The sequence below is a fragment of the Azospirillum brasilense genome, from assembly GCF_008365405.1.
Classification (GTDB): domain Bacteria; phylum Pseudomonadota; class Alphaproteobacteria; order Azospirillales; family Azospirillaceae; genus Azospirillum; species Azospirillum brasilense_D.
The window spans coordinates 1-12,340 of the sequence record NZ_QOKV01000050.1 but is presented as its reverse complement, the minus strand read 5'-3'; the positions used below and the strand labels follow the sequence as shown (position 1 = coordinate 12,340).

At 61.6% G+C, this 12,340-nt stretch carries 9 protein-coding genes and 4 pseudogenes; 8 read left to right on the top strand and 5 right to left on the bottom strand.

Going from position 1 to position 12,340, the window contains the following annotated elements; translation table 11 throughout:
• Window positions 1-108: 108 nt before the first annotated feature.
• From DS837_RS33395 to DS837_RS31405, 4 genes and pseudogenes are all read right to left on the bottom strand, one after another.
• Window positions 109-285, bottom strand: a complete 177-nt coding sequence (locus tag DS837_RS33395) for a transposase (RefSeq protein WP_149168340.1) — start codon at window positions 283-285, stop codon at window positions 109-111.
• Window positions 286-1,554, bottom strand: coding sequence for a transposase (locus DS837_RS31415; RefSeq protein WP_149168339.1), 1,269 nt, complete (start codon window positions 1,552-1,554; stop codon window positions 286-288).
• A 576-nt stretch (window positions 1,555-2,130) separates the two neighbouring features.
• A pseudogene (locus DS837_RS31410) lies at window positions 2,131-2,613 on the bottom strand (transposase); the annotation flags it as partial.
• A 117-nt stretch (window positions 2,614-2,730) separates the two neighbouring features.
• Window positions 2,731-3,441, bottom strand: a complete 711-nt coding sequence (locus DS837_RS31405; RefSeq protein ID WP_149168338.1) for a hypothetical protein — start codon at window positions 3,439-3,441, stop codon at window positions 2,731-2,733.
• A 302-nt stretch (window positions 3,442-3,743) separates the two neighbouring features.
• On the opposite strand from DS837_RS31405, the gene DS837_RS31400 reads away from it, so the two are divergent.
• The 4 genes and pseudogenes from DS837_RS31400 (at window position 3,744) to DS837_RS31385 (ending at window position 6,829) form a co-directional block, all read left to right on the top strand.
• A complete protein-coding gene (locus DS837_RS31400) occupies window positions 3,744-4,997 on the top strand; it encodes a hypothetical protein (RefSeq protein ID WP_149168337.1) in 1,254 nt (417 codons plus the stop codon).
• A gap of 37 nt (window positions 4,998-5,034) precedes the next feature.
• Complete coding sequence (locus DS837_RS31395; RefSeq protein WP_149168336.1) at window positions 5,035-5,574, top strand: hypothetical protein; 540 nt, start codon at window positions 5,035-5,037, stop codon at window positions 5,572-5,574.
• Between the two features lie 184 nt (window positions 5,575-5,758).
• Entirely contained in the window at window positions 5,759-5,938 is a 180-nt protein-coding gene (locus DS837_RS31390; protein ID WP_149168335.1) for an IS110 family transposase, read from the top strand.
• Between the two features lie 58 nt (window positions 5,939-5,996).
• Window positions 5,997-6,829, top strand: a pseudogene (locus DS837_RS31385) (IS5 family transposase).
• Window positions 6,830-6,848: 19 nt separating this feature from the next.
• Here the strand turns inward: DS837_RS31385 and DS837_RS31380 are convergent.
• Window positions 6,849-7,541, bottom strand: a pseudogene (locus tag DS837_RS31380) (IS5 family transposase); the annotation flags it as partial.
• Window positions 7,542-8,469: 928 nt separating this feature from the next.
• Here DS837_RS31380 and DS837_RS31375 point away from each other — a divergent pair.
• The 4 genes and pseudogenes from DS837_RS31375 (at window position 8,470) to DS837_RS31360 (ending at window position 12,286) form a co-directional block, all read left to right on the top strand.
• Window positions 8,470-10,230, top strand: a complete 1,761-nt coding sequence (locus tag DS837_RS31375) for a hypothetical protein (RefSeq protein ID WP_149168334.1) — start codon at window positions 8,470-8,472, stop codon at window positions 10,228-10,230.
• Between the two features lie 81 nt (window positions 10,231-10,311).
• A pseudogene (locus DS837_RS31370) lies at window positions 10,312-10,551 on the top strand (transposase); the annotation flags it as partial.
• A gap of 72 nt (window positions 10,552-10,623) precedes the next feature.
• On the top strand, window positions 10,624-11,982 hold the full coding sequence (locus DS837_RS31365; protein WP_211102451.1) for a transposase: 1,359 nt from the start codon (window positions 10,624-10,626) through the stop codon (window positions 11,980-11,982).
• 55 nt (window positions 11,983-12,037) lie between these two features.
• Window positions 12,038-12,286 (top strand): hypothetical protein, encoded by a 249-nt coding sequence (locus DS837_RS31360; RefSeq protein WP_149168333.1) that lies wholly within the window; start codon window positions 12,038-12,040, stop codon window positions 12,284-12,286.
• Window positions 12,287-12,340: the final 54 nt, after the last annotated feature.

The following is a 12,340-nucleotide window of genomic DNA, read 5'->3' as shown; positions in this document are numbered from 1 at the left end:
CCAGGCGAGCAGTGGTTCTATGCCCTGACCGAGGATGGCGTCGAGAACCTCAAGGAACTCATCCAAATCCACCGAACGGGACGCTGACCGCTTCGATCCGCACCTGCGTCACTCACCGGATGCGTACTCCTGAAGCGCTTCATGCTCGGCGCGCGGTCGGAAGGTGAGATTCCGTGGGCTGGTCTTGGCCTGGGTGCAGTGCGTTCGCGCCGGGCAAGCGGTGCACGCCCGGAAGGGGAATTTGACGTGGATGACCGCGTTGCCCCAGTGATCCGTCTTCGGCACTCAGGACGTGGCGGTCTGGCCCTGCGGACAGGTCACGGTCCGGGTGTCCCAGCCGATGGTGAAGGCGCCCAGGTCGTAGGCTTGGTGCGACTTGCCCTGCCAACTGGCGTCGGGACGGACCGGCCCCACCATCTCGATCCCGTGCTCGGCCTGGCTGGCCAGCAGCAACGGGGCATCGACGTAACCGGCATCGAGGAAGTGCACCGCAGGCGCCAGGCCTCGCGCCACCAGAGCTTCGTGAATGGGGGCGGTGCGAGCGATGTCGCTGACCGGTGCCGGCGTGGTCTCGACGTGGGTGATCAGGTGGGGCGCTCCGGCATCGCAGGTCTCGGTCAGATGGACCTTATACCCGACCCAGGTCACGCTGCGTTTGTTGGCGTAGCGCGCCTCCACGTCATAGGGCGAGTCATGGCGTTGGCCGGCCGGCGGCAACTCGGCCGCGGTCCGCCAGCGGACCTGCTCATCCGCGAGATAGAATTGGTGGACCCAGGTCTGGCGCAACGCCTGAACCGCCGGCAGGGCGTGCAGGCCGGTCGGGGCGCCCGGAGCGTAGACCGCCGCTAGGATCTGATGGCCGTCCTGGCCGATCCGCTCGGCCAAGGCGGTCCGTGCCGTCTCACCCTTGGGCAGCCGATACTCCTCGACCCGGCGGCCGTAGCGCTCGAACCAGTCGGGAGCGATCCGCTCGGTCAGCCAGGCCGGTGCCGCCTCGGCCAGGCTGTTCAACGCGGCCCGCAACGTCTCGCCGACCGTTTCCAGCCGGTTGAGCCCGCGGATGGCGGCCAGGACATGGGTGGAATCGGAGCGCTGCCGGCCACCGGACTTCACCAATCCGGCCTCCTTGAGCCGAACCAGCAGGGTCTCCAGCAACAGCATTTCTTGCTCTCCGGCGACCAGTCGGTCACGGAACTCGCTCAGCACGGAAAAGTCGAAGCCCGGATCGGTGAGATCCAGGCTGAGAGCGTACTTCCAGTCGATCCGCCCGCGCACGGCATCGGCCGCCTGCCGGTCGGGCAGGTCTTCCAGAAACTGCAGCACCGAGACCAACGCCAACCGCCACGCCGCCGCCGCTGGCTGGCCCCGCTCGGGGTACAAGGCGGCGAACAGTTCGTCCTGGTAGATCGTCCCCAACTCGTCGCGGAGGCGGAGAACGGCCGTGCCCTGGGGAAAGGCGGCCCGCGCGACGGTCGCGGTCGTCTCGGGCACTGACGGAATGGTCTGCGGCTTGAGCGACATGATCGGCCCCCTGCATTGAGGATGTCTCCTCAACAGCCGCCGTTCCCGTAACGTACCGAGGCCCCGGATTTCGCCAACAGTGTCCGCTGCTACTCAGCCCCCGAGCTGCGCCGCCTTTTCGCCGGGATCACGGACAACACCGAGGCCTTGCGCGTGGTCAGGACGATCCTGGCCTGGCGTCGGCGTCCGCCATGACCTGCGAGGATCCCGACCGCAGTTGCGCCGGCGCAACTGGATGCGCGGCTCCGAGCACGTTGCATTGAATCTGGGCTATTGGCCAGTTTTGGTGATCACGCGGCAAGCATGAAGCGTCGGTTGAGGATATCGAAGCCGGCGAGCCCGAACATCTGACGTTTGATCATTTTCAGCCGGTTGATTTAACCCTCAATCTGGCCGCGAGGATAGCTGCATGCTCATCGTCGAGCTTTTTGGCGAAGTTGCGAAAGGCCGGCAGGGCACTGTCCTGCGCCTGGGTCAGCGGACGGACGCGCTTCGGGCATAAACCATCAGAGCTGGCCGGCCCCTTCCAGTCCGCCTCCCTTATGATTTTCGCCCGCAGCTCCGTGGGATTTTTGTGCCCCGGTCGGCCAGGAAAACGTCGCTGCGGCTGACCGCATCAAAGGTATCGTCCACGTCCAGCACGATGCGCTTGGGCACTTGGCGGAAAGACGCGCAGTAGAGATCGACCATGGCCCGGCCCATCCGCAGCAAGGCGCGGGTATCCGGCAGGTTCTCCAGGTGCGAGATGGTGGCTTGCGAGCACAGGTCGCGCTCGGACGGCAGCCGCTCCAGGGCCATCTCGAACAGCGGATCGCGGCGCCGGCTGTCGGCGTCGTTGCCGTCCTTGTAGCCCGCCGCGATTGCCAGCAGGCGGAAGCTGATGATGTCGGCCAGCGAGTGCACGGTGCGCGTTGGATCACGCGGGTCTTTGAGGCAGGCGGCCAGCCGTTCGGCCACGCGCAGCCGCTTTTCGACCTCGCGCAGGACCAGAAGCCCACCATCGGAGGACAAGCGTCCTCCATCGAAGCGTCCGATCACCGGCTTTCCGGCAACGGGTGACAAGCCGGGCAGCGGCAGCGTAGGATCAACCATGGCGGGTGGGCGCTCCGGAAACGACGGGGATTAGCTTCAGCACCCAAATCCTACGTCCGCTCAACGGATGCCGCTGGGGCTTCTCTTGTGCGGCACTCCCTTTCCCGCCAACCGCCGCTATCCCGTTGCGTCTTCCGCTTGCCATTCATTCGCCAACGCCTTCGCGTTGTCGAGCGACATATCCCTTGTAATCGCGCCTTCCAGAGCCTTCCTTCTGACAAAATCGACGGGGAGATGGCAAATGGCGTCAACTATATCGAGATCTCCCGGCATGCGATGATAGACTTTGTTACCGAACTCCAGCAGCCTCCATCCGACCATCACCATGTACTCGACCTGATCATAGTCGGGGAAGTGAACGCTCTTGAAGCTCGCGAATTCGGCGTCTGTGGTCGTTCCGAACAGCGTCGATAAGAGGATCCCGGTGTCGATGGCGTTGAACTTGTTTCGCATCAAGCCGGCGGAGATTCGCATCGCCACCTTTTGCTTGTACGGCAGCTTCCTGTAAGCTCGGTCCTGCTGCCACCATGCCTGGACCTCGCTCATGCTGTCGTCGAGCGTCGTGATGAGTGCGCCATCAGCGTCGGCAACGTAGCAGAATACCTGAACGTTGGTTGCTGGGGCTATTTGGACGAGTATCCTGTACAGACTCCGTCCTTGCTTCTTTTTCGATGGCCCAAGATAGTACCGGGGATCTTTTCCAGCATCACGGACGAAATCACGAGCGCCGAGCTTTTCCAGGCCGTTGATGCCTAATCGCTCCCATGAGCGATCTTCAGCATGGTCGGAGTCTGTTCGAGGTTTCGAATTTTTTCTTGGTGGCGTCATGCGGGGTTGGCTCTCACGAGGTGGCGAACGCGGTGTTGGCGGGCAGAGAGCACTGCACTCTGCACTCGGCTATCCTCATCTACTCTGCAACGGGTCGTCAAAGTGGTGGATGAGCGTACCTCTTCTGAAGCGGCAGCGGCTGGATTGCCATCCCTTGACGTGTTCCGTGGGTGAAACTATGTCCTGATCGCTCGCTCCGCACAGGGCGAGAACATTGCTGCCGGGATGCCAGTCCCATTCCTGAGCTTCGCTTCGGCTTCGAGGCGAAGGCATCTCCAACCAACTGGCATTCGGAGTGGGCAATGTATCGCGGGGTTCTTTCGGTACTGGTTCGCCGTATCCGCGGCGAAGCCATGGTTCTTGCCATCGCGCTGCTGGCCGGCGCCCTTCATGCGCAGCCGGCGCATGCCTTTCAGGCCCCCCTCGGCGAGGGGGAGGTGCTGCATGATATTCCATCGCCGCTTGCCGGCGAGATGGACGCTCCTGCCGACGTTCTGGCCCGCACGCTGGAGCGAACGAACACGAGCGGGCAAAACGCCAATTTCAATCCGGACTCGTACCACGGTTTCATCCACGAAACCATGTTGGCCGACGCCATGACGGCCGAGTTGAAAGGGACCGGCGCCCGGGTTGAATTGCCGTCCCCGCCGGAGACCTTCATGGGCGCGGATGTTGACCTGAAGGTTACCGCTCCCGATGGTTCCGTCCGCCGCTATCAGGTTAAAGATTACGCTGCCCCTAATCTCGGCGAGCTGCTGAAGCGGCTGACGCGGGGCGACTACGCGTCGCTCGACGGGGTCATCATCAACCCGGAGGCGTATGACGCCCTGCTGGACTTGGCCAAGTCGAAAGGGATCGATCCTGCCAGCATCCGCCCGACGCTGCTGAAGTCTCCCATTTCGGGCGTCGCCACACGGACGATTGCCCGGAACATCAACGAATTGTACGACATCAAGTGGAACGGGAGCGGGCGTGTCGAGGTCTCCCCGAAGCCGGGCGCTAGTGCGGAGCGCCTTGCCCTGCTGCGGAGCGTTGTCGGCAAATACAATGCGGCGACGATGGCGGCTCTGAAAGACGAGGTCATGGCGCCCGCGCAGGTGCTCAAGCAGGTGCGCCTGGCCTTCCGCAGTGCGGACGCCGCAGGCGTGGAAGGGACCATCCAGAAGGCTACGACAGTCCTGAAGAACCTGCCGTACGTTCGGGCTGTGGTGGTCACGGTGGTCGCCGGCGTGCTGGTGGCAGAGGTCGTCATGGAAGACGACCCCTCGCAGGACATCACGGTGCGTGCCGAGGCTGCATTGAAGGTGCTGGCCAAGGAGGGGGTGCTGACCGTGGTTGGAACGGCCGGCGGGGTCTTTGGCGGTGCTCTTGCCGGAGCTGCCGCCGGAGCTGCGGCTGGTGCCCTTTGCGGACCTGGTGCTCCTCCGTGTGCCGTGGCGCTGGGCATCGTCGGAGGCATCACCGGGGCCGTGCTGGGCGGCTTCGGTGCGTCGTATGCGGTCGAGTACATGATCGAGGACGGGGCCGTTCTCGTGGCCCGGGCGGTGAGCCCGTGAGCCTCGACCAACATCCGCAAATCGATGGAGCTGTGTGATGCCCAGCCGCGATCGTGAGAATGAAGGATTATTTGAGCGGATCGATCGTCGCGCAAGTGAGCGTGACGCGAAGTGGGCCTCGATCCACGCCGACAATCTTTCGGAGTTCAACCCTTTGGACGACTGGAGGAGCAGAACCGGCCGCCAGGATCAGCCAGGAGTAGTCACCGCCGATATGCATGATCGAGATCTTCGTGCCCAGGCTGCCTCGCATGTGAGAAAGGTCATGGCGGAGGGCTCAAGGGCCTACCCTCCGGCCAATCGTCCGGCAATTGGACAACGCCACGTCACAAAACCGCAACGAACCCATGCGCAGCCTTCTTTGGAGTATGCCGCGCTTCAATATGAAGGGGCAACCTCAACTATGATCCTCCTTCGGGACTCCGAAGGCTTCCGACGCGGCATCCGAATCGCGTCTATTGACGATTTGCGTGAACGTACGCTGGGGGTTCAGATGATCCTTCATAATGGGGAGACCATCCTGGTGGTTGGCACAAGCTACGACGCGTTATCCGACGTGATCGATGGGCGGATGTAGCAATCTCGAACCTGATGCGGACGGAGCAGTGCCTGTCTCCGTCCGCCGGCCCAAGGCTTTGCGTTGGCGCTAGACCATATGTTTGCCGGCCGAAAGGCGAGTAGCGGCCCGTCCCACGGCATGTCCCCATCGAGGATTGCGCCGGGCGGTCCGGCGCCGAGCCTCAGACATGGGGGACGGGCCGATGAACTCTACCATTTTCGTGGGTCTGGATGTGCATAAGGCGACGGTGTCCGTGGCCGTTGCCGAAGGAACACGCGGCGGCGAGGTCCGCTCGTTCGGCACGGTGGCGAACCGGGCCGAGGCGATCGAAAAGCTGGTTGGGCGGCTCGCCCGGGACGGGTATCGCCTAGGTAGTGTCTGACGGAGCGGCGTGTTGGAGCTGTTGGAAGCGGTAGCCCCCTTCAGCCGGAACGACCGCGATGCGCCGCCATGAACTCTCGGATGCCCAGTGGGCGCTGGTTTCAGAACTGATGCCGCCGACCGGGCGCCCTGGCGGGCGGTGGCGCAGCCACCGTGACGTCGTCAACGGGCTGTTCTGGAAGCTGGACACCGGCGTGCCCTGGCGCGACATTCCTGCGCGCTATGGACCGTGGCAGACCATCTACGACCGCTTCGTGCGTTGGCGGCGCAGTGGCTTGTTTGACCGGCTGCTGGAGCGTCTACACCTCCGCCTGGATGGGCAGGGACAGATCGACTGGGATGTTTGGTGCGTGGATGGCACCAACATCCGTGCCACCCAGGCCGCCGCCGGTGGCCGAAAAGGGGGGATGCCGATGAACCGGACGATCATGCCCTCGGCCGCTCGCGCGGCGGCTTTGGCTCCAAGATCCATTTGGTAACCGGCGGCACCGGGCTGGCTCTGGCTGTTCTGCTGACCGGCGGGCAGGCGGCCGAGGTGCCCTGCCTGCAGGCGTTGCTCGCCGCCGTGCGCTCCGACCGCTCGCCGACCTATCTGATCGGCGACCGAGCGTACAGCAGTCGCGCGGCGCGCACGTGGCTGCTGATGCGGCACATCCGGCCGGTCATTCCGTTCCGCGCCGATCAGAAGCGCTCCTGGCATTGCCGCACGCTGCGCTTCAACCGGCAGCTCTATCGGCGACGCAATGTCGTCGAACGCTGCGTCGGCTGGCTCAAGCACTGCCGAAATCTCGCCAGCCGCTCCGACAAACTCGCCCTCAACTTCCTGGCCTGGATCAAGCTCGCCATGATCCGCCAGTCGCTGCGCAGACTCTGTCCGTCAGACACTACCTAAGCCAAGCGATTGTGCGCTAAACAACCCACCGCCGAGGCAGCAGTTCAAACCCTTTGGCGACGTCGGACCGCTTGATGATCTCCAGGATCCATGTCCCGATCCGGGCCAAAGCGGTTTCCAGCTTCGGTCCAGCGTATCCGCCGTCCGCAAAGACGTGGCGAAGCCAGGGGAAGAGCATGCGCACGGTGGCGAGGAGCGCCGGGGCGCCATCACGGTCCTGGATGTCGGCGGCATGAACGATGGCGGCGACCAGCAAGCCATTAGTATCAGTCAACACATGCCGTTTGCGCCCCTTGATGCGCTTGCCTGCGTCGTAGCCCCGGGGGCCACCTGCTTCCGTCGTCTTGACCGACTGGCTGTCGATCACCCCCGCTGTCGGGCTGGCTTCCCGCCCCATGGTTTCCCGAACCATCGCCACCAAGGCGTGATTGATCGTCTCCCAGGTCCCATCGTCGCGCCAGCGGTAGAAATAACGCTGCACCGTCGTCATCGGCGGAAAGTCCTTCGACAGTTGCCGCCACTGGCACCCGGAGGTCGCCAGGAAGAGGATGCCGTTCACGATCTCGCGCATATTGACCGTTCGCGGCCGTCCCAAGCGTCGAGCCGCCGGGAGAAGGGGTTCGAGCACCGCCCACTCCGCGTCCGTCGTGTCGCTTGAATACCGCAATCCTTTCCGCCGATACTGCGCTCGGGTGATTTCAGTCCACGTCATCTTGTCATTCGTCATGCTTCGCAACATCGATCGAATCACAAGGGACTGAAATCACTCAATTCTTTTCGGGTCAGGCTCTCAAGCCGATTGACAGCGTCGAGAAGGAAGCCCAAAGCGTCCACCGTGATCGGACGGATGCGGCTCCTTCACCCTCATGGCTGCGTCATCTTGACGCTCCGGGTGCCGAGGATGGCGACTGCGGGCGCCGGGTCGCGTCTCTCCTGCGTGTGCAACAGCATCAGCCCATCGTGGCGAACAGTCTCGCACACGCTGGCCTCCAGTGCGGCACGAAGATAGGGCAGACGGGCTGCCGGGGAGGTAAGACCGGGCGGGGGCGACAGAGGTTGCCATCGGCAGCCTGTCCGCATCAGGCAGATCGCCCGTCCATGAGGGCGCCATCCGGCACGGGTCGTCCCCTCCCAAGCGCAGCCTCGAACCCTCACCGCGTCAGTGCGCCTGTCGAAGCCCGCGGCGTGAAAAGGCTGGAGGAAGCCATGAGAGTGATTGCCACAAGACGTCATGGTTGTGCGACCATGTGACGCGAATAGGCAGAAGCTGAAAAACTCAATGCGATGATTGATGACACGCAAATGCAGTCGTAAGATGTTGCCAACACAGTTGGAGGAAGATTTTGAGTTCACCGACTTGGTCTATCACACTAGGACGCATATGAACGTTGCTCAGACAGATACAATGCTGATGCCGGTGTCACGAGGGCGCCCGCCCCTGAAAGGCTGATCATTCATATCATGCTCAATCCGTCGCACATGAGGAATAGAGGCACGGCAGTTGTACAAAAACAACCGAGGCTTTCAGTTACCCGAAGGCTGAGCAGCGTCGCGCAACCCTTCGGCAAGAGAGTGGAACGGCCAACGTTTTCCCTAAAGCCCTTGCACCAGTTCCTGCAATCCACTTCCGGACCGAAACCATGAAGAACGACACAATGAACACAAGATCTGGCATCATATTCATTTCCTCTGGCGATATCCTGCTGGTGCGGAGCAAAGGATTGCTTCCATTTGGTAATGTGCTTTACCAGACTATGAAAAGGTCATGCTCTATATTTCGTCATCGCAAGACGATCGAGTTTGTGCCAACACACGTTGCCTTGGCTCTTGACACGAATATCGTCATCCACTCCGATCTGAAAGGGTTTGTAGAACCCGGCGAGCGGAACTTTACGTACCGCAATCTAACAGATTTGTTTAAGGCGGTTTGCCGGGGTGAATTCTTTAAGCACTTGCGCAACACGATCGGGACCGGTTCGACATCGGCGGCTCGCAGTTTTTTCGGTCATGGTGTCCACACTATGCCTCTGGACGAATTTATCAAGAAATACCCCAAGAATAACATCATGCTTATACGCCACCCCGATTTGACTGAACCGTCAGAAAGTGGCAACTCACTTACCGTTCGCCTAAACGCTCAATATTATCTTGGGCAGTTGTACAACCCTCTTATTAACTGGTCCAGTGGCAAAGGCATCTCGGCGTTTTGCTCGCAATTCATATATAATGTTTTTGCGCGATCGCGGTTTGCGATCCCCGGACGCCGTTCTGAAAAGGTGCTGCCTGTAGATTTTATGCTTTGGGCAACAGAGTCAAACTGGCTCAAAATATCAGGGGATCAGGTGTTCGAGGCTGCAAATAGGTACAATCAATTTAAGGAAGAAAGTGGGTTGGTTTCGGACCTACCGTACGACTACCAAGTCCAAATGCACCGTGCTGTTGTCAGCCACCTCATCGAGGGGCAGAACGTGGAACAAGTCATCAATGAGTTTCAGAAGCATATCGTCAGCCTCCAAGAAACGTCCGTAGACTTACAGTATGTTCCACGTCGGTTGATGCAAAGCGATATGGATCCCATTCCGCATTCGGTAGAAGGAGCGTTGTCGTCCGCCGACGAGATGTACGTTCATTTGACCGGTGACAGACAGTTTTTAGACAAACCTATACACGATCGGAATGTAACGTTTGGACGATTTGATAACGTTCTGGCGGACTTTGAAGGCAAGCCGCTAAGCTGGCTGTTGAAAGAAAGCACATCATCCACGGCAGGTAATACGGAAGTAAGCCCAAGCGTTATGATCTCGGCGCATTTTTTGGATACCACAGAGTCCATAATGGAAGACTTCGACAATGCAATAGATGAGGCGTTGCTTTACCTGAAAACACGACAAAGCGGGATAGCAGGACAACCGCTGTGGGGTGGTGATGCAGAAAGCGACGTCCATAACCCGGTCGAAGTCCTTGCTTACGTTTCAAGATTTTTCGACCGGACCGACACATTAGAAAAAATCGAAGAACAGAAAGGATTGTTGCTGGAAAGGCACAAACAAACACTCAAGGATACCACCCTGATGCTTAAGGAGTATAGGCCCGTACTCAATGAGGTCAGCCAAGGGGAGCAGGGCAAAGACGTTGATCAAATCGATGCAATCGGACAAAGACTGCAGCAACAGCTGCGAGCATGCCTTTGTTACGCGATAGCGGCTGATTTTGCGACATACTGCCATGTCCTGAAGGTGTCGGATCAGGGCATGAGTTTCGACAACTCATTGAAAAAAATGCTTGAGATCGGTTCAGATGAAATCAATCGAATTGCATCGGATAGCGTAATTCCTTCTCTGCGCAATGCAACAATGCGCAGCAGAAAAAAAATAAGAGAGATCCTTAGTCGATACATCTAACAGGATGCGGAAAAAGGGCTGTGCAGGGGCGGTTGGTCGTGATTCTTTTCGGTTGAGGAGAACGCGACCGACGAGGGGACGATGCGGGGTTCGGACGTACGCAGCGAGGATCTGTTCAGCTACGTGAGCTGCGAGGCGCGGGTTCCGGCCAACCACCCGCTGCGAGCGATCCGGGCGATCGTGGACGAGGCGCTGGAAGTGATGTCGCCGGCGTTCGAGGGGCTGTACTCCAAGATCGGGCGGCCGTCGATCCCGCCGGAGAAGTTGCTGCGGGCTTTGCTGCTCCAGGCCTTCTACTCGGTGCGCTCGGAGCGCCAGCTGGAAGCCTCGAAAAACCTAGCGCGGCCGGCGTTCTGGTGATTCCCTTGGCTTGAGGGCGAAGGAGGACGGGACATGGCCGGTCAAGCTGGGCTGTTCGATCTTCAGGACCGCTATGCGGAGTTGAGCAAGAGCGGCGATCCACTGGAACGTCTGTCGTCGGTGGTGGACTTCGAAGTGTTCCGCCAGCCGCTTGACGCGGCCCTGGGACGCAAGGATCGCTCCAGGGGCGGCCGGCCGCCGCTGGATGCGGTGATGATGTTCAAGATCCTGGTGCTGCAGGCGCTGTATGGGCTGTCGGACGAGCAAGCCGAGTATCAGGTGCGCGACCGGCTGTCGTTCATGCGGTTCTTCGGGCTGGGGTTGGGCGACCGGGTTCCGGACCGGACGACGATCTGGCTGTTCCGCGAGGCGCTGGTGACGGCGGGAGCGATGGAAGGCCTGTTCGCCCGCTTCGACACGGCATTGAAGGAGCGCGGCTACTTCGCCCTGGGCGGCCAGATCATTGACGCCTCCATCGTGGAGGCGCCCCGGCAGCGGCTGACCCGGGAGGAGAAGCGCCAGATCCGTGACGGCGAAGACCCGCCCTGGCCGCCGGCCAAGGCGCGCCAGAAGGACAGGCAGGCGCGCTGGACAGTGAAGCGGGGGCGGGTCAAGGCGAAGCCGGGGCCGACGCTCGACGGTTCCGAGGCGCGCACTGTGGAAGGCCTGCTGATCCCGGCCTTCGGCTACAAGTCGCACATCAGCATCGATCGCCGGTTCCGCCTGATCCGGCGCTTCATCGTCACTGACGCGGCACGGCACGACGGCGCGCAGTTGCCAGGCCTGCTCAACCCGGACGCCTTCGACAGCCGGGTGTGGGCGGACAGCGCCTACCGCTCGAAGGCCAACGAGGCGGCCATCGCGGCGGCGGGGCGCCGCAGCATGGTGCATTTCCGCAAGCCGAAGGGCCGGCCGATGCCGGAACCCCACCAGCGTGCCATCCCCAGCAACACCCCGCAACCTCAGGCCAAGGCCACCGTGGGTGCCGGCGGCAGCGCCAGCATTTCCAGCCCCCCGGTGGCGCCGCCAGCACCGATTGCTCCGGTGGCTCCGGTTGTTCTACCCCCTCCGTCGCCGATCACCGGTGAAGCCGCGGCCATCAACACCGCCAACGTTACGGTCGCGGGGCAGAACCTGCAGCTCTACGGTGTTCGCCCGGTTCTGCACCCCGGGGCCGAAGCCAGCTTCAAAGGCTACCTGAAGCAGGCCGGGCCGGTGGAGTGCTTGCCGGTGGGGCAGGACTTCGCCTGCAAGGTCGTCGCGAAAGGCTACGATCTCTCCGAGATGGTGGTGTTGTCCGGCCTGGCCACGGCCTTGCCAGATGCGCCAGCCCGCATCCGCGACGCTGAAAACGAAGCCAAGCGCAACAAGTCCGGCGTTTGGCGGCAGTAACCATGGAGAGTGTGGATCGGCGTCCACATTGGGCGCCGATCGGCGCGCTATCCCATTGATCCGCCATATTTTTACTTGGTCGGAATTGCGCGCCGATCCGCATGCCTGCGCCTCGATCAACGCGCAGTACCAGCACGCGATGGGCGACATGTGGCGGCTGAACGGCGCGGGCAAAGCGGCGAGCCGCCTGGGCGACCTGGCGGATGCCGATGGCGTCGTTGAGGTGGTCGATCCGTATCCGTCGTCGGCGCCCCACGTAGCGGCGCGCTGGGTGTCGCGCGAGGATGACGGCCGGGGCGTGTGATGTCGGAAAGGATCAGGCGGCCGTGGCGGCGCGTTCGGCCTTCCAGTTCCAGGG

What these genes read in the sequence shown, in the direction of transcription:
- DS837_RS31405 (WP_149168338.1), bottom strand. Translation starts at nt 3,441, where the DNA reads ATGACGCCACCAAGAAAAAATTCGAAACCTCGAACAGACTCCGACCAT.
- DS837_RS31400 (WP_149168337.1), top strand. Translation starts at nt 3,744, where the DNA reads ATGTATCGCGGGGTTCTTTCGGTACTGGTTCGCCGTATCCGCGGCGAA.
- DS837_RS31395 (WP_149168336.1), top strand. Translation starts at nt 5,035, where the DNA reads ATGCCCAGCCGCGATCGTGAGAATGAAGGATTATTTGAGCGGATCGAT.
- DS837_RS31390 (WP_149168335.1), top strand. Translation starts at nt 5,759, where the DNA reads ATGAACTCTACCATTTTCGTGGGTCTGGATGTGCATAAGGCGACGGTG.
- DS837_RS31375 (WP_149168334.1), top strand. Translation starts at nt 8,470, where the DNA reads ATGAAGAACGACACAATGAACACAAGATCTGGCATCATATTCATTTCC.
- DS837_RS31365 (WP_211102451.1), top strand. Translation starts at nt 10,624, where the DNA reads ATGGCCGGTCAAGCTGGGCTGTTCGATCTTCAGGACCGCTATGCGGAG.